At 32.8% G+C, this 22,240-nt stretch carries 25 protein-coding genes, 2 tRNA genes and 1 pseudogene; 23 read left to right on the plus strand and 5 right to left on the minus strand.

Going from position 1 to position 22,240, the window contains the following annotated elements; translation table 11 throughout:
• The first annotated feature begins 10 nt into the window (after window positions 1–10).
• The 4 genes from BM143_RS22960 (at window position 11) to BM143_RS22975 (ending at window position 2,209) form a co-directional block, all read left to right on the plus strand.
• Window positions 11–424: a hypothetical protein gene (locus BM143_RS22960; protein ID WP_090027626.1), complete on the plus strand. Its 414-nt coding sequence runs from the start codon at window positions 11–13 to the stop codon at window positions 422–424.
• A 308-nt stretch (window positions 425–732) separates the two neighbouring features.
• On the plus strand, window positions 733–987 hold the full coding sequence (locus tag BM143_RS22965; protein WP_090027628.1) for a hypothetical protein: 255 nt from the start codon (window positions 733–735) through the stop codon (window positions 985–987).
• A 543-nt stretch (window positions 988–1,530) separates the two neighbouring features.
• Entirely contained in the window at window positions 1,531–1,962 is a 432-nt protein-coding gene (locus BM143_RS22970; protein WP_090027629.1) for a DUF5958 family protein, read from the plus strand.
• Window positions 1,955–2,209 (plus strand): hypothetical protein, encoded by a 255-nt coding sequence (locus tag BM143_RS22975; RefSeq protein WP_228430943.1) that lies wholly within the window; start codon window positions 1,955–1,957, stop codon window positions 2,207–2,209. Before BM143_RS22970 ends, BM143_RS22975 begins: the two co-directional genes overlap by 8 nt.
• A gap of 22 nt (window positions 2,210–2,231) precedes the next feature.
• Here BM143_RS22975 and BM143_RS22980 read toward each other — a convergent pair whose 3' ends face one another.
• Window positions 2,232–2,687 (minus strand): macro domain-containing protein, encoded by a 456-nt coding sequence (locus BM143_RS22980; protein ID WP_090027631.1) that lies wholly within the window; start codon window positions 2,685–2,687, stop codon window positions 2,232–2,234.
• A gap of 156 nt (window positions 2,688–2,843) precedes the next feature.
• Here BM143_RS22980 and BM143_RS22985 point away from each other — a divergent pair, with 156 nt between their 5' ends.
• The 10 genes from BM143_RS22985 (at window position 2,844) to BM143_RS23040 (ending at window position 9,968) form a co-directional block, all read left to right on the plus strand.
• A complete protein-coding gene (locus tag BM143_RS22985; RefSeq protein ID WP_090027632.1) occupies window positions 2,844–3,185 on the plus strand; it encodes a hypothetical protein in 342 nt (113 codons plus the stop codon).
• Window positions 3,186–3,254: 69 nt separating this feature from the next.
• Window positions 3,255–3,581, plus strand: coding sequence for a hypothetical protein (locus tag BM143_RS22990; protein ID WP_090027633.1), 327 nt, complete (start codon window positions 3,255–3,257; stop codon window positions 3,579–3,581).
• 62 nt (window positions 3,582–3,643) lie between these two features.
• Window positions 3,644–4,114: a DMP19 family protein gene (locus BM143_RS22995; RefSeq protein WP_167375337.1), complete on the plus strand. Its 471-nt coding sequence runs from the start codon at window positions 3,644–3,646 to the stop codon at window positions 4,112–4,114.
• Entirely contained in the window at window positions 4,111–4,443 is a 333-nt protein-coding gene (locus BM143_RS23000) for an SMI1/KNR4 family protein (protein WP_090027636.1), read from the plus strand. The genes BM143_RS22995 and BM143_RS23000 overlap by 4 nt, the downstream gene beginning before the upstream one ends.
• A gap of 7 nt (window positions 4,444–4,450) precedes the next feature.
• Entirely contained in the window at window positions 4,451–5,083 is a 633-nt protein-coding gene (locus tag BM143_RS24215; protein ID WP_228430945.1) for an immunity protein Imm33 domain-containing protein, read from the plus strand.
• Between the two features lie 26 nt (window positions 5,084–5,109).
• The gene (locus tag BM143_RS23010) at window positions 5,110–5,865 is read left to right on the plus strand and encodes a DUF6882 domain-containing protein (protein WP_090027637.1); all 756 of its coding nucleotides are present in this window, start codon (window positions 5,110–5,112) and stop codon (window positions 5,863–5,865) included.
• A 385-nt stretch (window positions 5,866–6,250) separates the two neighbouring features.
• Window positions 6,251–6,847 carry a hypothetical protein gene (locus BM143_RS23020; RefSeq protein WP_090027641.1) on the plus strand — a complete coding sequence of 199 codons (597 nt, stop codon included), beginning with the start codon at window positions 6,251–6,253 and terminating at the stop codon, window positions 6,845–6,847.
• Between the two features lie 100 nt (window positions 6,848–6,947).
• A complete protein-coding gene (locus tag BM143_RS23025; RefSeq protein ID WP_090027642.1) occupies window positions 6,948–7,256 on the plus strand; it encodes a hypothetical protein in 309 nt (102 codons plus the stop codon).
• A 63-nt stretch (window positions 7,257–7,319) separates the two neighbouring features.
• Window positions 7,320–7,700 (plus strand): hypothetical protein, encoded by a 381-nt coding sequence (locus tag BM143_RS23030; protein WP_090027644.1) that lies wholly within the window; start codon window positions 7,320–7,322, stop codon window positions 7,698–7,700.
• A gap of 1,101 nt (window positions 7,701–8,801) precedes the next feature.
• Window positions 8,802–9,968, plus strand: a complete 1,167-nt coding sequence (locus BM143_RS23040) for a plasmid recombination protein (RefSeq protein WP_090027646.1) — start codon at window positions 8,802–8,804, stop codon at window positions 9,966–9,968.
• Window positions 9,969–10,386: 418 nt separating this feature from the next.
• Here the strand turns inward: BM143_RS23040 and BM143_RS23045 are convergent, their stop codons facing one another.
• A complete protein-coding gene (locus BM143_RS23045) occupies window positions 10,387–10,731 on the minus strand; it encodes a helix-turn-helix domain-containing protein (RefSeq protein WP_090027647.1) in 345 nt (114 codons plus the stop codon).
• An 830-nt stretch (window positions 10,732–11,561) separates the two neighbouring features.
• On the opposite strand from BM143_RS23045, the gene BM143_RS23050 reads away from it, so the two are divergent.
• The 3 genes and pseudogenes from BM143_RS23050 to BM143_RS24225 all read left to right on the plus strand — a co-directional run.
• Window positions 11,562–12,443: an RNA polymerase sigma factor gene (locus BM143_RS23050; RefSeq protein WP_090027649.1), complete on the plus strand. Its 882-nt coding sequence runs from the start codon at window positions 11,562–11,564 to the stop codon at window positions 12,441–12,443.
• Window positions 12,379–13,473 (plus strand): hypothetical protein, encoded by a 1,095-nt coding sequence (locus BM143_RS23055; protein WP_090027651.1) that lies wholly within the window; start codon window positions 12,379–12,381, stop codon window positions 13,471–13,473. Before BM143_RS23050 ends, BM143_RS23055 begins: the two co-directional genes overlap by 65 nt.
• A gap of 645 nt (window positions 13,474–14,118) precedes the next feature.
• A pseudogene (locus tag BM143_RS24225) lies at window positions 14,119–15,090 on the plus strand (recombinase family protein); the annotation flags it as partial.
• 550 nt (window positions 15,091–15,640) lie between these two features.
• Here BM143_RS24225 and BM143_RS23065 read toward each other — a convergent pair.
• Together BM143_RS23065 and BM143_RS23070 are read right to left on the minus strand one after the other, a co-directional pair.
• A tRNA-Gln gene (locus tag BM143_RS23065) sits at window positions 15,641–15,711 on the minus strand.
• Between the two features lie 544 nt (window positions 15,712–16,255).
• A tRNA-Gln gene (locus BM143_RS23070) sits at window positions 16,256–16,326 on the minus strand.
• Between the two features lie 100 nt (window positions 16,327–16,426).
• Between BM143_RS23070 and BM143_RS23075 the strand changes: the two genes are divergently transcribed.
• From BM143_RS23075 to BM143_RS23090, 4 genes are all read left to right on the plus strand, one after another.
• A complete protein-coding gene (locus tag BM143_RS23075) occupies window positions 16,427–17,461 on the plus strand; it encodes an AMP-binding protein (RefSeq protein ID WP_090027653.1) in 1,035 nt (344 codons plus the stop codon).
• A gap of 32 nt (window positions 17,462–17,493) precedes the next feature.
• A complete protein-coding gene (arfB, locus tag BM143_RS23080; protein WP_090027654.1) occupies window positions 17,494–17,886 on the plus strand; it encodes an alternative ribosome rescue aminoacyl-tRNA hydrolase ArfB in 393 nt (130 codons plus the stop codon).
• Between the two features lie 353 nt (window positions 17,887–18,239).
• The gene (locus tag BM143_RS23085; RefSeq protein ID WP_090027656.1) at window positions 18,240–18,620 is read left to right on the plus strand and encodes a GreA/GreB family elongation factor; all 381 of its coding nucleotides are present in this window, start codon (window positions 18,240–18,242) and stop codon (window positions 18,618–18,620) included.
• Window positions 18,621–18,799: 179 nt separating this feature from the next.
• Complete coding sequence (locus BM143_RS23090; protein ID WP_034723588.1) at window positions 18,800–19,774, plus strand: deoxyhypusine synthase family protein; 975 nt, start codon at window positions 18,800–18,802, stop codon at window positions 19,772–19,774.
• Window positions 19,775–20,066: 292 nt separating this feature from the next.
• Here the strand turns inward: BM143_RS23090 and BM143_RS24105 are convergent, their stop codons facing one another.
• Window positions 20,067–20,213 carry a hypothetical protein gene (locus BM143_RS24105; protein WP_167375338.1) on the minus strand — a complete coding sequence of 49 codons (147 nt, stop codon included), beginning with the start codon at window positions 20,211–20,213 and terminating at the stop codon, window positions 20,067–20,069.
• A 116-nt stretch (window positions 20,214–20,329) separates the two neighbouring features.
• Between BM143_RS24105 and BM143_RS23095 the strand changes: the two genes are divergently transcribed.
• Window positions 20,330–20,626, plus strand: coding sequence for an MGMT family protein (locus BM143_RS23095; protein WP_072922467.1), 297 nt, complete (start codon window positions 20,330–20,332; stop codon window positions 20,624–20,626).
• Window positions 20,627–20,732: 106 nt separating this feature from the next.
• Window positions 20,733–21,527, plus strand: a complete 795-nt coding sequence (locus BM143_RS23100; RefSeq protein ID WP_090027658.1) for an alpha/beta hydrolase — start codon at window positions 20,733–20,735, stop codon at window positions 21,525–21,527.
• Window positions 21,528–22,240: the final 713 nt, after the last annotated feature.

Genomic DNA, 22,240 nt, shown 5'->3' on the forward strand with positions numbered 1-22,240 from the left:
AAATAAAAACATGAAAAATATAATTGATAAAAATTTCTATTTGATTCTAATTTCCATACTCGTCATTGTAATTGGCTATTGGTATTTAAGTTCATTAAATGGTCTTAAAAATGTATCAAAAAGAAAAAAATATACAATAGCATTGGTAACAAGTGATTGGCATCATAAAGACACAAATGGAATTGGTGTAGACTATGAATATTTTGTAGATAGTAGAAAATATTCTAACACAATAAATTTAGATTTAAAAAAGGAACAAAAATATCTTTTAGTTTTTGATTCAATAGTACCTGAAAATAATGTTCTTTTAGATATTTATCCTATAAATAATCTTTCCTCAGTTCCTGTAAATGGATGGAAAATTGATGAATTACCTATAAAGGTTAATAGTGTAGAAATTAATAATATGGTTTTGGAGGAATAATTAAATTTTTATGAATAAAACAAAATATAATATGATAAGGATCAGGTGTAACAGTTGATGCAAAGGGATTACTTAATGGTGTTTCAGTAAATAGTACTAAAGGATTAAGTATAAGTGATTTATCTGTTGGAATACCTAATGGGAAAATTGGAACTACAACTGTTAGTCAAATTGAAGCACTAGGAGGAAAAATTACATCCTCTCCAACTAAAAATAATCCTTTTCATTCTACATTATCTGGTATAACAGCACAACAAGCAGAAAAATTATTTAACCCTACAATAAAAAACCCTTTAAAATAAATAGTTATGACACAATCAGAATTAGAAAATATTCTCGAAATATGTAATAAAGCAACCGTTTCTCCTTGGACTTCCTATATTGAAGGAAGAGATTTTGATTCAGGTTCAAGTTTTATAATGACAGGAGAAAATGAAAATAGAGATTATGATATAGAATTTATAAAGATCAAACCAGAAGATCAAGATTTTATTGCTATGGCACGAAATGTCATCCCCCAATTAATTGATGAGATTGTTACATTAAAATCAAAAATTAAGTAATGATAACCGATATAATATAAAAAATGGGGAGTTGTAATTTAGCGTATTAAGTTAATACGCTAAATTTTTTAAATTCAAATGATGGAATATTATAAAGAAATAGAAATGGCATCGAATACGTGGAGTTGATAGCTTTTTTGAGACAAAAAGTTTATCCTTTTTATACTCTTTACATAAAATAGAAAAATTAGGGTGTTGATTTCAATGCCTTAGTTTTTAACAATGTTTCGCAAGAAACAGTGCAGGTGCTCTTGAAATCACGGATGCCAATGATTAATTAAATTTAGGAGATCTTTTAAGAATTGAAAATGCAGCAACAAGAATTAGTAAACCAATTACAGTAGTTGGGAGTAAGGCAAGCGGAAAGACTAAGGCATATTCTGATTGGGATTATGTTATTGAAAATGGAGTGGTCAAAAATAAAAAACTCAATCGCTGGCGCTAGATCTACAATAGGTAATACTCCAAGAAATATTGATCTTTTTAAGAAGCTTGATTTATCAAGGCCATATCTTACTATTCATTCACGTTAAATTTATAAATATGTTAGGAATTATTGATCAAATTTTTATTAATAAGAATGGGCAAGGACTTATTGATATACTTCCTTTTAAAATTTTTTTTTCTAATTTAAAGATAGAGGAAAAAAGAAATTATTTGGAACAGATAATATTTTTAATTACGCAATCAAAGCCTGAGAATAATGACATAGAAGTGGCTATAAAAGAAAGTAAATTAAAACCGACTTACACTCCTTGTGTTTTGTTGAAAAAAGGAGTTGCCAAACATAATTTAGAAAAAATAATTGCTTTAACTGATTCTGAATTAGAAAAGGTACTAGTTTTATTCATGAGTCTTTTCAAAGTAGCTTATACTAAAAGGTTCAAGGAGGAAAAAAATAATCCTGATAAATGGTGGTATTGGGATTTGTCTCAACCTGAAAATGAAAACGAAATTTTGAAACATTATGGATAAAAACATACAGGAACTATTTGTGAAAAAATTTTGGAAAGAAGAAAGTATATGGTTTTATATACATTTTCAAAATGAAGAAGCAATCAGACAAATTGAAATTAGTTCTAAAGGAAAAGTATTTTTAACATTAGAAAACCCACAACAGGGAGAATCTATGTTATATGACCAATCTATTGAAGAACTTGATTTACAAGATTCTGACTTTATTCCAAAGGAAGAGTTTGAAGGTACTTGGAATGACCAATAACAATAAAGCCCCATTTGGGGCTTTATTTACTCTTATAATTTTCAACTATCAATAAATCTATTTGTGGATAATTTTCAGATAAATTTTCAATTATTCTTTTTACATTATGCCAATCTAATCCACCCAATCCGGCACCAATTTTAGGTAATGCTATTTTATTAATTTTATTTAAATTTGAATAGGACAACATTTTTTCCAAAGCAGTCTCAATAGAATTAAGGTCAGCTTTAGTTCTCCAAGTAGCTTGAGTCCCTAAATTAAAAATAGTTCCAGTTTCGTATTTATAAATAAAAACATCTCCTAATAAAAACAAACCTTCTTGGCATAATGCTTTATATTCTTTATACATTTTAGGGTATTTCGTTTTGAATTGTAATGCTATTCCTTTTCCCATAGCACCTGCACAGTTACAACCATGTGCAAAATTAGAAACTCCTTCTAGGCTAAAAATATCCCCTTCATAAATATATGTAACCATTTTTTAAGCTTTATTTAAATCAAAGATATTATTTTTAAATTAAGATGGGTTTATGGAGTATAAGGCGTACCAAATAGTGCATTATAGGAATTAATTCAAGCAAATGAAACAAGATACCCAAATGCATTTATAAAAATAACTAAGTATAATTAATATATGAAACCAGAACAATTAGTAAGAGTTCTCGAAAGAGATGTTATTGAGGGAAATATAGAATTGTATAGAAACTTGTTAAATACAACAAATGAGGCACAAGATCCGGTATGGAAAGGGATTCTGCCTATGTATATTGAGTTTTCAAAGGAAGAAAAAGATGTTTTTTTGAAATTTTTAAGGATCGTTGAAATTAATACTCTATCTCATGTGTTGGGAATATTAGATGGAAGTACCTATGTTGATGAAATAGATGATGATTTACTCCTAACTACAGAAAATAGCAATGTAAAGATTAACGAAGACTTACAGGACTTATTTTTAGAATTGATAGAAGGAAAATAAACAGTTAAAACATATTACCGATAATAAGGGTGTTGAGAAATTAATACCCAGATTTTTAATAATATAAATATGAAATTAGCAGAATTAATTCAGTTTTTCAGAAATGGAGGCTCTTATGAAGAGTTTTGCCAAACACAATCTTTGGATACTAAATCTGAGGTGGTTGAAATCTATATGGAGCAACCTTTAAAAATAGACAATAATTTGGCTTTTTTTGAAATAGAGAAAACGGAAGGAAACATAGAATATTCTTATAATGGGATCAAATATTCTAATTTATTTGATTTTTATTACTTTTTAGATGCTATTGAAGAGTCTAATAATGATGATAATCAAGCTTTGTCAAACGAAGAGCTTACAAAACTTCTTTATAATTATGCCATAAATGATGCATAATCCAAAGCATTGCAAGCAGAGCATTGGTTTTTCCAATGCTCTGTTTTGCTAAAATAGAAATTATGAATAATCAAGAATTAATAGAGAAAATATATTTAGAATCTACAAAAGGGATAAAAGAAGAAATATTAAATAATTGTGATGCATGGTATAACCATGTTTTGAATTTATCAAAAGCTCAACAAGTTGTTTATACTGTTATTTTATTTCAATGGCAAGTTGAGAATGGTGGATCTCATCAATATTTCTTAAATTCTTACGGACAATTTGCTTATTTAACCATTAAAAATTTAAAATTAATAGAGGCATCTCAAAGAGCTAATTTATTAGATGCAGCAACCCATCTTGTTAATGAAGAATATTTGATAGAAGATGATTTTAGACATCTAATTTTTAATAGAGAACTTTCAAAAATTGTAGATTTCGACGATATATTATTTGATAAATTAAATGAATTGGATGATAAGTATTATGAAATGAAAGATGAAAATATTTCAGAATTATTGGGCAATTATCTTAAGATAATATTATGAGTTTAAATTTTGAATATCCTAACGATTATTTGTCATATATTAATAATTTAAAGGATAATGAAATCAATTCTGAAAATGGATATATTGAGTTGTTTCCATTAAATGAATTGGAAGCAATCAATAAAGAATATGAAACCCAGAAGTTAGTTCCAAATTTTATAGCTATTGGAACAAATGGAAGCGGTGTAGGTATTTTCATAAATAAAGAAAATAGTAATATTTACTCAATACCATTTGTCGGAATGGAAGAAAGTGATGCTGTTTTACTAGCTGAGTCGTTTTCAGAATTTATTTACAAATTTGAAAATGATGATATGGAAATAATTTAAAAATAGAATGATAACATATAAAAAGATTGAAATAAGTAGTAATAATATTTATGTTGAGACTAAAGGACTAAACTCTTACTTAGATAAAGAAATTAGAGTTACCATTGGTAATAATCAACCCGAAAACTATATAGACGTTATTAAATACATTATAGATTATATTGTAGATAGTAAACCTATTATTTCTGAAAACCAAAATATTGGCTATTATTCATGGCTTTTACAAATTAGACTAGATGAAAATAAATACTATGATCTGTATGAAGCAAACTCTGAGGGTAGCGGCTTTAATAAAGGTTGTGATACGGCAATTTCAGTTGTTAGAAATCAGTCTGAATTGTGCTCACATTATGGATTAGCTCCTCAATCTCCTAATTTTAGTCAGATGATTGTTATTTCTGATGGAGTTTATGAAGGGAAAGATATTGAAGGAATCAGATATGAGTCACCAGAACACATGTCTGGATGGTGGTTAATTACGGATGATTATGATGATAATATTGAATCTTTAAAGACAGTTCATTTTCATCATGTGGCATTTGCGCGTCCTGATATTTTAAAATATCTTGGTTTACCATTTGGATATAGGTTTTTAATGGAAAATGGAAATGTGAAAGTGTCTAAGGATAATGATTCATAAATTAGAAAAGGATAAAAACAATTTAAATGAACTACAAAGAATTTAGTCAGGAGAAGCTGGATAACCTAATTCACATTCAAGATTTATTCAAAAAGAAGTTTGATATAGATGGCTATGAAAATTGGTTTTATGACAGTGAATCTGAACTTTTAAGATTATACAACTCGGACGAAGATGAAATATACTTTAGGTATATCCCTGTAGGAAGCTATTCTCAAAATAAGCAAACATGGATGTGGAGCTGGTTCAATGAAAATTCAATTGAAAAGAGCAAAGAAAAGGTATTGGCTGTCAAAGAATTTGGTGCTAAAAATCAATACGAAAAATTGCTCGAAGGAACTTTTACCAGTGATAAATTTGATGCTTGGGAATTTACGTCAATCTGTCTGGATTTCTTAAATGGAATAGGAGCATACAAAGTTGATTCGAATGATTTGGACAAATTCATGGTTATTATGGCTGTCGAAGATATAGATTCCAAAGATGTTCAACTACTTAAACAAAAAACAGTCGAATGTGTTCAGCATGGCTATTCACGCCCAGCATTTGTCTGCCAGCATTTAGATTGCAAAACTGCCAGAGGATTTCAGGAAGCCTTTGATACCTACAAAGGAATGGAATTGGAGGAAGATGATGACTTCCAAGCGTGGTGTGACGAATGTGAAAAAGTGAGGATTGAGCACGGTGAGTGGAATGAAGAATCTGAGAGCTTTGCGCAAATTCAGTTAATTTGTGAGAATTGCTATTTTGAATTAAAAGAATTTAATCAAAAATCCAATTAATATATTCAGATCTAAAATGCTGGGCAAAAATTTTTCTGGTATTTATTAAATATAAATTTGAAATAATTTTATGCGGTTGGGAAAATGTTGGGAAGAATAATAAATAAAAAACCGTAATACTTTTAATTATAGAGTATTACGGTTTACTGTTGTGGTTCCACCTGGGACCATTTCTTGTTGGGCTAATAACGGGGGAGAATTTATCAGTTACGGGGGAGGGTCAAGTGGTTCAGGAGGTCCAGGGCTCGCCTATAATTCCTCTGTAAGTTATGGTGGTTCTTTTACAATGGGAGATTGGGAAAATGTTATACCAGTTAATATAAATGCTCATGGAAATAGTTCTACATGGAACAATTCTGAAAATTAGGGCTACAATAGTTATCTTATGATGAGTAAGCTCACTGGTGCACTCGGGGAATGGAATTTGCAACAAAATAGGGCGCGATTTTACAATAAAGTTGTAGAGACAGGAGCCGATAAGATAGAAAGAAATTTTTACCTTATGTTTGGAGGAGCATTAGCGGCACCTTTTGTTGCAACCTATGCAGTCACTGGGTGGGCTACATTAGGCAGTTATGGTGCTATAGGCACATATGCACAAGGAACTATTATTAGAGGAGCAACTGATGCCGCCTTACAGCAAAGTATAAAAGGAAGTATAGATTTAAAGCAAACAGGTATCAACGCATTTATTGGAGGAGGATCAGGAAGTACTGCTATAAAAATGGGATGGGCAAACTTTGTAGCTAATATGAGTAACAATATTTATACATCTTCGCAAGGAGGAAAAGGATGGAATGGAATATATAGTGATAGATACATTAATGGATCTAAGGTATTCACGGGGATTATGGGAATGGCATTAGGGAACTATAATGGCCTAACAAACGGAATTCTAGGCGGATATTTTGGTACTACTTTTTTGCCAGGAGTTTATTTTAACACAACAGATATTGTTATAGAAAATAAAATTAAAAAATGAAAAAATAATAGATAAGTATTTTCATGTAATTTGCATAGGAGTTGGTATTATAGTCATTTCTTGTATTCTTATTAATAGTTATTTTAGTAGTAAAAAAATTTTGGAAAATCCTAAATATACAATTGCATTAATAATAAGTGATTGGCATCATAAAGATACTAATGGAATAGGTGTTGATTATGAGTATTTTGTAAACAAAAGAAGATATTCAAGTACTATAAACTTAGATTTGAAAAAAAATGAAAAATATTTATTAATCTTTGATTCTTTACACCCAAAAAGTAATGCTTTATTAGATGCATATAAAATTGATCAATTGTTTAATTTACCAGTTAAAGGGTGGAGTTTTAATGAATTACCAATAAAAGTTGATACAACTAAGATAGAAAATGTAGTTTTAGGGAATTAATCGTTTATGAGGAATATGGGAACTATAAAATTAAAATTTATTAATTTTTAAATAAACTTTTATATGAGAAGAAACAATATTATATTATTATTTTTTAGTCTTTTTTCATTATCAATCTATTCTCAAAAAACTAATGAGTATAAATTTTTAGTTAAAGGAGAATATGATAGTAAAATATATGAAAAATTAGAAAGTAATGCCGGGGATAAGGTTTATCTATGGCATAAGATTGAAGAAACCAAAGAAAATGATCCGGGGATAGAATTTATCGAATTTTATGTACAAATTAATTGCAGTGCAAAAACAAGTATTTTAAAAAGTTCTATTACTCATTGGAGAGATGGTGCTATTCAAAAATTTGATGATCCATCAAATAAAGAAATTCCAATAACAGATCCAAAATCTATACCTGGAATCTCATATAAAAACCATTGTAAAAAGTAAGATTGTAGCGTTTGTTCCCTTTATTCCTTTTATTAATTAATATTAGTGAAGAATACGAAACAATAATTTTATAAGTAGAGCATCAAAAAATTGGTCATGTTTCAAACACTTAAGTAATAAAATATAGCGTTGATTTACAACGCTATATTTTTATGAAATTAAAAAAAACTGAAAATTTCAAGTGATAGTTTAGTAGTTGGAATAGAAGAAAATTGAAAGCAGACTACCTAAAATATTTAGAATCATACAAAGGTGTTTCAAATGTGTTGGTAAGAAGATCAGTATATTTACCAGTACAAAAAGCGAAATAAAAATTGGTGAGACTATAAAGAACTTAAGCCCAAAAGATTATAGTTAAAAATAACTCATTGTTTATGTATCTAAATGAAAAAAAAGTAATCTTTACACAACAACAATTAATTGAATACTGCATTGTAAAATTCATAAAAGACTAATGTGCTATAAACCCCGCTGCTCAAAGTCACCCGACTTTGATCGGATAAGAATAAACCCACTGCAAAAGCTTTGGGTTTTGTATTTTATAAAGGTGCTGCTTTTTTAGCAAAAAAATCTTTAAACTTTTTATTGGTGAGTATTTTTTTCGCAAGTAGGAAAATAGTTTGTTGTCTTCCTCTTCAATTTGCTGTCTCAGCTGAATCTGTTCGAGTTCCGTTTTATCTTCCAGAATTACTTCTTTAGGAATAGAACCGTTGTAATTAGTAATCTGATCAATTGACATGTCAAAAAGCTGAGCCTTTTTTTTGGGGAATTCTTCCACACCTAAACTTCTTTGTCTTTTTCGGTTTTAGAATAAGAGGATTTATCTACACTAAATTGACGACTTCAATTTGTTTAGGGTTTTTCCCTGTTTTCTAATAGTTATTTCAGTGTGAATTTACATTATAAATGAGTGCTTCTTTTTTTGCAAAAAATACTATTGTAGCGAGATTACATTTACAGTATACAGGACAAAATTATCATTTTAATATTTTTTTTATAAGTAGTAAACTAGTAAATAAAACATATAAGCCATAAGAAGCAAAAGAATTCCTCTTTATGTTTATTTTCAGTTCTGGAATGAATTCTTTCATATCATCCGATATGAAAACTTCGATTAACTTTAAAGTCGCTAAATCAGATTCAGAAGCTCATAACTTCAGACGAAAAACCTTTGATTATATGCGAAAAGATTTAACGTCAAAGAATGAATATTGGTCAGAGGATAAACTTTCAGAAAGACTCCATAAAATAGAAAACTACTGTAAGGAAAAGTCTGGCAGGAAATTGCAAAAAAATGCAATGCCTATTCGTGAAGCAGTTGTTGTGATCAAGGAAAATACGACCATGCAGGATTTGCATAATCTTTCCAACAGATTTGAAGAAGAACTTAAAATAAGAATTTTTCAGATTGCTATCCATAAAGACGAGGGACACTTTAACAAGGAAACTAAAGAATGGAAACCAAATTATCACGCTCATTTGGTTGCTGATTGGCAGGATTTGGAAACAGGAAAAACTTTAAAGCATCAATCCTTTCACTATTCAAAGATGCAGGATATTACAGCGCAATGTCTGGGAATGGAAAGAGGAATTGAAGGTTCGAAAGGCAGGTTAGAAGCGGTAGAATTTAAGATTCGAAAAAAAGAAGGGGAGCTTTTGGCACTGGATGAAAAAATAAATGCTGTAAAATCTGAGATCAGTTCCAAAAAGTTTGAAGATCTTATTGTGAAAGAAAGCGATTTCTTAGGGTTTAAGAAAATTAGAACAGATCAAACGCTTGATAACTATGAAAAAGTTTTTAAAACGTATAATGTTGAGCTCAGAAAAAATAAGCAGGAATTAGAAATCAAAAATAAGCTGATAACAGAACTTCAAATTAAAAATAACGATCTGAAAAAGGAAATATCAATTCTGAAAAATAAAATCACTAACGTTTTGTCTAATGTTAATTCTTACTCAGCTGAAAAGCAAAATTATTTGAGCTCAGTAAAAGATACATTAATAAAGGCATTGCAATTTCAAAAATTAAAGCAGCCGCACATTTTCAAAACAACCAAAGATAAACTGGCTGGAATTGTTAATGGTATTTGTGAAAAAGTATGTGAGGAAAATAAAATTCCATTTTCTGTATTTGAGGAGATTTTTAAAAATCCTGAAAATAGTCTTCAACTCATAAGTTTATTAAATTTTGGTGAAACACAGGTTAATTATGAATCAGAAAATATTGCTCAGCAACAGCGCCGGAAAAGACAATGTCGTCCCAAATAGAACAGGCAAAAAATAATAAAAAGAAAGTGAAGGTATCGTTTCAGATTTTGAAAAAGACAAGTTCAAGTCCTGAAGGATATGCTAAAAAATCTCCACCTTTCAGGTTGTATTTTTCATCATAAACTTGCTTTTTTAAAATCTTGCACAATGGAAAATGGACTTTCTTTTTTTTCTTTTTTTCTTTTGACAAATTATAAACAGCCATAAAGTGAAGGGAAGTCGTCCCAATTCTTTGGCATGCAAAGCTAAAAGACTATTTTTTCCTTGAAATTCATATAAACACCTTTTTTAATCCCAAATACTCATCTTATTTAAAAAAATGTCCAAGAGTAATTTATATTTCCTTTGCATCAGACCAAATAAAGTCCTTAAGAGAAATTAGTGAAAGATAAATATTGCAATTTGTGAGGAATTAATATTAGAGTGCTTCTATTTTCATGACTTCATTATGAATCACCTTGGTACCACTCTCGTTGAGAGTTTGCTTAATGGTAACTTTTATTTTATCATACTTGGGTGTTGGTAAGTCCAATAATTGAGAAATATTATCAAAATTGAAAGCATTTGCCAACAAAGTAATATGTCTAGTAGAATATTTATGTCGTTGAGTATACGATTCAACATTTCCAACAAATGTTTTTGAAACTCCCATTAATAAACTTAGCTTTTCTTTGGTAATATTTTTTAATTTTCTCAAAGTTTTGATATGTTCTATTAGATCCAAGTCAAATTGAGTTGTTTCAAATTGAATAATCTTCTCCATTTTTTTATTTTTTTATTATCCAACATGTTGGATATTTAAATATTATTCTTATATTTGCTTTAGCGATTTGATAATTATGCCAATTGGCATTAATTGACGATGTTTTCTCAGCTCAAAACGACCAATTTCCAACTGAGATGACCGTGATATCGCTCCATGTCTAAAAGTTCCCTAACTTTGCATACGGCATGAGAGCGGTTCTCACGTTAATTTGTGGTTGGAACTTATAAGTCTTAGGATTTACAAGTTGGGTTGGTCGCCCATGAGCCCAAAACGTGTGACCGCTCCTTGCTTTTTACAAGGAAATTTTTCATACAGAAAATATCGTTCTATACCAACATTTAAAATAGTTAATATGAGAACGAAATTATCCAACATTCCAATTAAGGAACCACCGGCAGGTTAATCTACCATTTTTAATAAAAAGATCATCAGCTCTAATCCTAACATTAAAGTGAGGTAGGTTTCAACATGAATTTATAAATACCCCAGCTCCTAAAGTCGGTTATCTTTTAAACTCTCACCTTAAAAGTAGTATTTTGTGCTACAACTACCAAATTTTGATGCTGTAAAGGTAAAAGAATAGGGGGTGTAGAGCTGTTTTTTAGGTAAAAAAAATACTGATATCAATCAAGATGTCCAAGCCTAAGAAAGAACTTACTATCCCTAATGGGTAGAGAAAAGCAACTAGTATATGAGATTAAAAACTTAGAACCAAACAAATTTTTGGCAATAGTACATAAAATCTCTAAAGCTCAGTATATCACAATAGAAAATTTGTATATCAGATTGAAATCCTTCCAGCAATAATTTAGCTAAAATATACTGCTATGAAAAGAACAGACTCTTTGCCCCGTGTATTGAATGATAACCAGCTTTATGAACTGCTGAAAAAAGGCAATCCGACCTCTTTAGAACATATTCATTTACGATACAAAAGACTCCTTTTCTGGCTCGGTAAACAAATGATTGAAGATGATTTTGTAGTGGATACGCTTGTACAGGATGTCTTCCTCAAATTGTGGCTACACCGTGATTCCATTGAAACTCCTAATCATATTGTTTGTTTTTTACGGTTTGTTTTGAAAAGAGACTGTATCTCATATTTCAATGCTCCAAAAAACAAATTTACCCGTTTAATTGATTCCCTTGAACGTTTTGAGAATTATCAGGATTACCTTGTTGGTTATGATCCTCTGCAAGATAAAGAACATCTTCTTCGTCAGGAATCTGATCAAAAAGATTTTGATGAAGTTAAAAAGGTTGTAAATGTGCTCACTCCCAAAAGAAGAAACCTGATCAGACTTTGCCTTGAATATGGTTTTCAGTACAAAGCAATCGCAGAAGCAATGGGAAGCAGCATAAAAGATACAAGCAATGAAGTAAACAGAGCTATAGATGACCTTCGGAAAATCATTAAAGGAAGTTCTTTTGAACAGCCACAGAAGAAAGCTGATAATAACGAAGAAAAACCAGATAAACTCAGTAACCTACAGCTCGAGATATTAAAAAGAAGGTTTGAACAAAAATCGTCTTTCACGGTTATTGCACGGCAACTCAAACTGCCTGAAAAGGAAGTTCACCGGGAATTTATAGATGCTTATCAATTTCTACAAAATCGAAATACCTCTCAAATCTCTTTTAGAAATGGAAAAATCAACGATTACACTTACCCGAAAAATTCAGATGCTGATCGACGTTCCTTCCAATGAAAAAAACGAAATGTGGGAAAAGCTCTATCGTTATCAGAATAGGTGTTTTCGAGCGGCTAATTTAATTGTTTCCCATCTGTATGTTCAGGAAATGATTAAAGATTTCTTTTACTTCACCGAAGAAATCCAATATAAGCTTGTCGATGCAACCAAAGATCACATGGGAATATTTACACGTTCTAAAACAAACACAACGGCACGCATGGTATTTGACCGTTTCAAAGGAGAAATTCCTACCGATATTCTGGGAAGCCTGAATAATTCGATTCAATCAACCTTTTCTAAAAATAAAGTCCACTACTGGCAGGGAACAAAATCGCTGAGAAATTTTAAAAAAGACATTCCCATTCCGCTTCCAGTTAAATGCATCAGCAAAATGAAGTACGATTACCAAAAGAAAGCGTTTTGCTTCAACATGTTTGCGATTCCAGTTAAAACGTATTTAGGCAAAGACTTCTCTGATAAGCGATTGATCATGGAACGCCTTTTAAAAGGAGAGATAAAGCTTTGCACATCACAGATACAGCTAAAAGCTGGGAAGATCTATTGGCTTGCAGTATTTGAATTTGAAAAAGAAGAGCACCTTTTACAACCCGAAATCATCGCTGAAGCTTCCCTGTCTTTGGAACATCCCATAGTAGCAAAAATTGGTAATGTGCGAATTAATATCGGCTCAAAAGAGGAGTTTTTGTACCGCAGGCTTGCCATTCAGGCAAGTCAAAAAAGGATTCAAACCGGCATTGCTTATGCCCGTTCAGGAAAAGGAGCCAAACGGAAACAAAAGGCACTTTATAAAACAGAGAATTTGGAAAGCAGGTATGTAAGTCACCGGCTTCATGTATATAGTCGGAAGCTTATCGATTTCTGCATCCAGCAACAGGCGGGCACACTTATTCTTAAAAATCAGGAAGACAAAATAGGAATTGCAAAAGAACAAGAATTTGTGCTTCGCAACTGGAGTTATTATGAATTGCAGACCAAAATAAAATACAAAGCCGAAAAAGCTGGTATCGAATTAATCATCGGATAGCTAAAAAAAATAACGAGGGTGCTTGTACACCCATAGGGTGAGGTTATGGACACTCACTAAATACTCTAGTAGTATATACAACGGCGTGGGCTTTTTTATATATATAATATGGAACAGAAATACATGAAGGAAGAAACATAAAAACGCTTTAGAAAAATGTTTTGAATAAAGCAAGAGGCTTTAGCGCTTGATTCAGGTGATGACTGCAATCAGAAGAAATTTCTTTGCTCGAAAAAGGAGGAGATTGATGAAGATATCTTCATGACTATATATGGATAACAATCCAATTGAAATGTACATAAGCTGAATCCTCCAATTCTTTTGTGGGCGGAAATACTAGCTTTAAAATAAAGCCATTAAAAGCCATAGACATTCCTTCATAGCCGAATAAAATTATTATTCAATTTCGCTAATAATTTTATTTGAAATTTGTACGGGGTGCTGGAGGACAAGAAAATAAAAAAAATACCTATTGAGGAAGTGATGGAATTCTTTCAAAACGAAGGCATGGAAATAACTGAGGAAGAGGCAGAATTGATCATGGAATTTCTGTACACTCTTACCTTGTCTGTTATTAGACAGTACTTCGGTTCTGAATAATGTATTTCTAAAGCTGTCCTCTAATATTTACTAAACATGAAAATTATGAAGGTAGCAGATTTATACATCCGTGTTTCTACTGATGAACAGGCAGACAAAGGATATTCACAAAGAGATCAGGAAGATCGTTTAAAAAGATATTGTTCATCTAACAATATCTCTATTGGACAAATAATCTACGAAGACCATTCCGCAAAATCATTTAACCGCCCGGGATGGATAAGACTTTTAACTACACTGAAAAAGAAAAGTTGTAAGACAAACCTTATTCTATTTACTAAATGGGATCGTTTCAGTAGGAATGCAGGGGATGCTTATCAGATGATAAGCATCCTTTCTAAATTAGGAATAGAGATACAGGCCGTTGAACAGCCGCTTGACCTTTCTATTCCTGAAAATAAAATGATGCTTGCTATTTATTTGGCGGCACCTGAAGTAGAAAACGACAGAAGGGCACTCAATGTTTTCTACGGAATGCGCAGGGCAAGGAAAGAAGGGCGAGTGATGGGAAAAGCGCCATTTGGGTATGCCAATAAGAGCTTTGAAAACGGACAAAAGTATATTGCGTTACAGGAACCCGAAGCTTCTGCCATGAAGTGGGCTTTTAATGAGATTGCAAAAGGTATTCTGGCCTGTAACCAGATAAGAGAAGAGCTTAATAAATCAACAAGCAAAAAAATAAGCAGAACTTCATTTCATATTGCCATTCGAAATCCTGTGTATTATGGAAAAGTATTCTTAGGAAAGCACAAAGATGAGGATGCCTGTTTGGTAGAAGGCCAGCATGAGCCCCTTATTAGCGAAGAGCTATTCCATAGGGTTCAGGATGTGTTGGATGGGAAAAAGAGAAAAGAACGTCCCAATACTAAGATCTTATCCGATGAAAACTTTCCCTTAAGAGGGTTTCTGACATGTCCGAAGTGTGGTAATAATATTACCGGAAGTGCATCTAAAGGAAGAAAAAACAGGTACTATTATTATCATTGTAATGCAACATGTGGATTTCGTCACAGAGCAGAAATCGTTAACCGTATTTTTGAGGATGGATTGAAACAATTGGAAATGAAGGAACCTGCCAAAAGGATTCTCAAAAAGATGTTTCTGGATAATTATGAGAAATACATTAAAACTCCCAAAAATGAAAGGAAGAGCATCCTAAACGAGATTGATAAACTTAATGCGAGGTTATCCGTTGCTAGAAACAAACTGCTTTCCGAGATAATTGACGATGAGGAATACCTTGAAATCAGGAAAGAATGCAGGGAGAAAATAGAGAAATTAGAAGCACAATTCAAGGAAGAACCTGAAGCTAAAGTCAATATTCCTAAACTTATCGAACAGGCACTAGAAATCCTGACAAACATCTGGAAACTTTATTCAGAAGGAGGGATTGCCGTAAAACGGGCAATTATTGGTTCGATTTTCCCTGAAAAACTTGAATTTGACGGAAAAGAGTATCGAACCACCAGAATGAACTCTATTGCTCACTATATCTTTCAGATTAAGAGTGGTTTACCACAAAATGAAAACAGGAGAAATGATAAGACTAATCATTTCTCCTGTTATGTAGACCCACAGGGATTCGAACCCCAACTGATGGTACCAAAAACCAGAGTGCTACCGTTACACCATGGGTCTGTTTTATTTTGGTGGTGCAAATTTACAATTTTTTTCTTTACAGGCAAGAATCTCCCGTAAAAAGTCTGGAATTTTTAAGTGTATAAAAGGTAAATGACTATCTTTTGATGAGTTAAGATTTATTTTTCTGATGTAATTATCTTTCCTGGTATTTTGGAATAACTTTAATACATCTTAAGTCACTGAAATAAGGTCAGACTCAAAATTTGTGAATAAAATAGTATTTTTTTGACGCAAAGGTTTACAATAGTATTGGATATTTTAAGAAAGCGAAAGATAAAAATCAATCTTCGATTGATTCGACTAAGCAAGCGTTTTATCCATTTCCTTCATCAGAATCAACGAAGTTGATTCCGTCTTTGCTTCCCTTTATAAAGCGTTAGAATAATTTTTTTTTGCGTTATAACAATAATCTTTATCTGCTTTACAGGTTTCACAGATGATTCTAAATTTTGACTAACTTTAATCATCGGAAATAATGGGAATGGTACGGATCGAGAAGTTTATAAAAACAAAAAAACCATCCTTAAAAAAGAATGGTTTGTAGACCCACAGGGATTCGAACCCCAACTGATGGTACCAAAAACCAGAGTGCTACCGTTACACCATGGGTCTGTTTTTATTTTGGTGAGGCAAATTTACAGCTTTTTTCTTTAGATACAAGAACTTTTTAAAGTTTTTTTTACATTTACATCACTTTTTATGTACTACAATCATGCAGATAGACTTCAATAATCTCAATATTAATAAATTATCATTTCAAACCGATTTTGAACAGAAAACCAAAAATTTCCTGGACGAATGGTTTTCTGACGGAAATACGGTAAAAGTGCAGACTTCCGGTTCTACAGGAACACCAAAGGTTTTTGAAATTGAGAAACAGAAAATGGTCAATTCTGCGGTGATGACCTGTAATTTTTTAGGATTAAAACAAGGCGATAAAGCCTTATTATGTCTTCCGGTAGAATATATTTCCGGTAAAATGATGGTCGTTCGTTCCATTGAAAGAAAACTACAGCTGATCGTTTCAGAGCCATCTTTGAAGCCTGTAGATCATTTGAGTGAAGAAATAGATTTCTGCGCGATGACTCCGCTTCAGGTAGAGAACTCGCTGGAGCAATTGCATTTGATTAAAAATTTAATCATCGGTGGAGCTACGGTTTCAGAAAACCTGAAAGAGAAAATTGATCAAGCAGCTCAGCGTTCCCAAACGTCAAACCGTATTTTTGAAACCTATGGAATGTCTGAAACCCTTTCTCATATTGCCTTAAAGCAACTGATGCCTGAACCTGAAGATTATTTTACCGCTTTCGAAAACGTTTCTATCAGTACAGATGAAAGAGGTTGCCTGAAGATTTTTGCTCCGAATGTGAATGCCGAAGTGCTGCAGACTAATGATTTAGTCGAAATTAAAAATGAAAAACAGTTTAGATTCCTTGGGCGAATAGATAACGTTATTAATTCCGGAGGAGCGAAAATTTTTCCTGAAGCCCTGGAAGCTTTGGTCAAAAAAGGAATCCCAAATGAGGCCGTTTTCATTGGAATGGAAGATGAAAGCCTTGGCCAGAAATTAATATTGATCATAGAAGGAGAAGAATCCGTAAGTTTGATTGAAAAGATTTCTGGAATATCCTTTGAAAAGAACTTTCACAGACCCAAAGAAATTATTTTCACCGAAAAAATACCAAGAACCCCAAACGGTAAAGTAAACCGAATAGAACTCCATAAAATAATAAGTGAAAGTTTATAATCTTTAATCTTTAATCTATCAGTCTTTATCTTATGAAAGATTTCTCAAAAGAACTCAACTTTAAAACGTCCCGCAGCAGTGGAGCAGGAGGCCAGAACGTCAATAAAGTGGAAACTGCTGTAACTGTTCTTTGGTTCGTTGCTGAGTCCGAATTTTTCAATGAATACCAAAAAGAACTCATCCAGACTAAATTAAAAAACAGGATCAATGCTGAAGGCTATTTGTTTCTGACAGTTTCAGAAAGCAGAACCCAGCTGATGAACAAAAACAAAGCGATTGAAAAAATTATTGAAATCGTCAATAAAGCTTTAATTGTTCCCAAAAAAAGAGTCGCAACCAAGCCTTCCAAAGGACAAAAGCAAAAAAGACTGGATACCAAAAAGAAAATTTCTGAGAAGAAGGATAACAGGAAGTTTAAGTTTTAGCATACGGGTTGCGAGTTTAAGATGGTTTTCTTCCGTATGTCGGGATTTTTGAGTATCTTAGGGGTATTATTAATACAATTTAATTTATGACAGCACTTATTTCTTTATCTGCAGATTGCCATTCCAATGGTCTTTTGCTGTCGCTGTTATATTTACATACAGATTCTTTTCTGAAGAGTTCTAAGGACTTTATCAATTAAGCCCTGTCAGGATCCACGACAGGGAAAACATTCCGATTTATTTTACCTATTATTTTTTGCAGTTTTCTACAGGAGAAAAACTGAATAGAAGTGCCGTCCTGCATTGGATCACGAAGAATAACTGCATTCATTAATTTTTAAAACAAGTAAAAAATGTCCAATCCTATTATACTCACCACCGGAATTTATGACGCGATAAAAGATACACTCAGAAGAAAAAAAGTAAGTATGCCGGAAGAAAAAAGGCTTGCAGAAGAGCTTAGAAAAGCGAAACAGGTTCTGAGAAGAGATCTTCCCACTGATATTGTAACGGTGGACAGAAAAGTAACCATCAAAGATCACACCCGGAATTTTGAACATGAATATATTTTCGTGGCTTCTGCAAAAGCTAAACCGGCGAAGAACAAACATTCCATCTTGTCGGATATCGCTTTGGCAACGTTAGGATATAAAGTGGGAGATGTCATCGACTGGCCCTTTAGAGACGGCGAAAGAAAGATTGAGATCTTAAAAGTAGAATCTTGTCACGGGTAATCCCTGTGTAATCTATATTGTTAGAGAAAGTACAGCTCCAGGGCTGTACTTTTTATTTAAAGGCTTTGTGATAGCAGTGCTGTTTATCATTTGTTAAAAAAGGATGTTCAGAGGAGAGTTTCTTTCCGTACTCATGTTGCATTCCGTTTTTAAGTTTTATCTTTGCAAAAATTAAAAAAATGAGCAAACCGATTTCTGAATTTATAGAGAAATATTACCTGCACTTCAATGCGGCTGCATTGGTAGATGCATCTAAGGGGTATGTTGCACATCTTAAAGATGGCGGAAAAATGATGATCACTTTGGCAGGTGCTATGTCTACTGCTGAATTGGGGAAAATCCTTGCAGAAATGATCCGTCAGGGGAAAGTTGATTTTATTTCTTGTACAGGAGCCAACCTTGAAGAGGATTTGATGAATCTTGTGGCACACTCTCACTACGAAAGAGTTCCTCACTATAGAGATCTTACGGCTCAGGATGAGTGGGCTTTATTAGAAAGAGGATTAAACAGAGTTACCGATACATGTATCCCTGAAGAGGAAGCTTTCAGAAGACTTCAGAAGCATATCGTGGATATCTGGAAAGATGCAGAAGCTAAAGGCGAGCGTTATTTCCCGCACGAATTCATGTATAAAATGATTCTTTCAGGAGTTCTTGAGCAGTATTACGAGATTCCAAGAGAAAACTCATGGATGATCGCTGCTGCTGAGAAAAACCTTCCAATCGTAGTTCCGGGATGGGAAGATTCTACGATGGGGAATATCTTCGCTTCTTACTGTATCAAAGGTGAGCTTACCGCAACCACTATGAAATCAGGAATCGAGTATATGATGTATCTTGCAGACTGGTACACTAAAAATTCAGCTGGAAAAGGAGTTGGTTTCTTCCAGATCGGAGGAGGTATCGCAGGGGATTTCCCAATCTGTGTAGTGCCGATGCTTTATCAGGATATGGAAATGCATGATGTTCCTTTCTGGTCTTATTTCTGCCAGATCTCGGATTCTACCACATCTTACGGTTCATACTCAGGAGCAGTTCCAAATGAGAAAATCACTTGGGGTAAACTGGATATCACAACACCGAAATTCATCGTTGAAAGTGATGCAACCATCTGTGCACCATTGATGTTCTCTTACATCTTAGAAAATTCTTAAGAATATATTTCTTATTAAAATACAAACGCTTCAATTCACTTTGAAGCGTTTTTTTATGTTCCCACACCGTCATTGCCAACGAAGCGAAGCAATCTCATTGATACACCATATCTTTACATTATACATTATACATTATACATTATACATTATACATTATACATTATACAAAAAAATGGCGTGCCCCTCACCACCCCAATCCCAATCCTCGGGTCGGGCTGCTCCGGGCTCCACTTCGTTCCGGTACGTTGTACCGCTCGCTGCGCTCGCGCCCTCCATATCCCTCACGCGAAGGTCAGTCAAGAGAATTCACCAGCACAAAATAACGGTAGGCCAGAATTCCTTTCTGTATTTTACTGAGACGGTTCGGATCCTTATTGCTCAACTTCGGGAGCATCTTTTTATTCACTGCATTCAGCAGTCTGAAAAATGATTTTTTCATATCTTTATATTTAAAATCAGACATCATTGAATCATTAAGAATTCAAAAATGATGCAGAAACAGGTTAAAATGTATTTAAACCCTATTTTTAACAGAATAAAACAAATCACTTTACGATGGACGAAATTTTTAAACAACAGATTTACGAGATTACAAGGCTTATTCCGAAAGGGAGAGTTTCTTCTTATGGCGCCATAGCTAAAGCGGTAGGTTATCCCAATCATTCCCGTCATGTAGGAAAAGCGATGGGTGGATGTCCTGAAGATGTTCCGGCGCACCGTGTCATATCCAGTTCAGGCGTGTTATCTGTTCCTGAATTTCAGAAAAGATTAGAAGCGGAAGGGATTACTGTAGAGAATCTGAGGATAAAAGATTTCAAAAAACTATTCTGGAACCCGCTTGAAGAGATTTAGTCTTAAGAATTTTACCGTTCAGATAAAAATATTTACAGCTCAGTCACCTATTTTTTTAAACTGTCGCCCATCGCAATACCTTTGGTTCATAATAAAACTAAACCTTATGAAACCAATTTCAATTTTCACATTTGTATTCCTTTTTTTGGCTGTATTTTCAAAAGCTCAGTCGGATGAAAAATTTTATCAGCCAAACAAAACCATGAAGCCTTTTGAATTTAAAATAGCTGAGCAGATTAATTTGCCGGTTGACCAAGATACAGTCACAGCCTTTATTGCAAAACCCAACACAAAAAATATCAAAAAAACGATTTTCTATTTTCATGGCGCTGCTGGAAATGTGACGACCTATCAGTTTATGACCAAACCTTTGGTAGATGCAGGATATCAGGTCGTGATGATTGATTTCAGAGGATACGGACTGTCTACTGGAAAACCCAACCACAAGAATGTAGCAGAAGACGGGCAGAAGCTGATTGATGAACTGATGAAAAGATCCGATATCAAAAACACCAAAGTCTATATCTACGGAGCTTCTCTGGGAACGCAGATTGCAGCTCACCTCGCCAAAGATAATGTTTCAAAAATCTCAGGTTTGATCCTTGACTGTCCGATGTCTTCTTTCACTGATATAGCTGCTCATTTCGCGCCTCAATATAAAGATTTCATCCTGCAGTCGATGGTTTCTCCATATGCCGCTAAAGTAGATGTAAAAGCCTTAGGAAAGCTTCCTGTACTTGTGATTCATGGAGGAGAAGATCAAACCATTCCTTACGAACAGGGAAAACTAGTTTTTGATAATGCTTCTGAACCTAAAGTATTCATCAAATCAAAAGGGGATCACCTGCAGGGATTGGTCAATAATAAGGAAGAGATTCTGAAAGCTATAGGCAAATTATAAACAGGTTATCATTAACTATGGAGCCTGTTATTAAACAGCTTGTTTTTTAACATCATAACATAATGTCCTTAGCTATTGAATTAATTATTTATGGCACTAACATACAGTGTTATACCATTTGTTAAATTAAAAAAGAGAGCAATTGTTGCTCTCTTTATTTTTTTTCAAAAGTTAAAGTTAAGTTAAACACAAAAACATATTCTTATAATTAAGAATATTTTCGTATCTTTGTATTATTATATCCGATTGAAGAAAAGTAATTTTCAAATCAATTCGGATATTTTTTTGTTATACTCCGCAGGTAAAAGGTGTGTTTGCGGATTAAAGTATTAATCATGCCTGTAACTAAAACAAATCTATATGGGTACAGTGGCTTTAGTCATTGCGGTTTTACATCTTGTCCTCGATGTTTATAAAACCTTTTTCTTAAAGGACATCAATTAATAACTTTTTAAACTTCCTGTCAGCTCCAACTGGCAGGATTTCTTTTGCAAATATAAACAAAATTTGTTTATATAACAAACATCATGATGTCTAACTTAAACTTTAACATATACTTTAACATATACTTTAACAGGACATTCATCCCTATTATCTTCTATTACTCTACTACAAGTTATATCTTTAGTATCATCTTTATATCTATTTAACATTTATCTTTATATTTAACTAAGACTTTACTCTTTCATTATTTTCTTATTTTTGTAATAAAA

Source organism: Chryseobacterium oleae, from assembly GCF_900115055.1.
Classification (GTDB): Bacteria; Bacteroidota; Bacteroidia; order Flavobacteriales; family Weeksellaceae; genus Chryseobacterium; species Chryseobacterium oleae.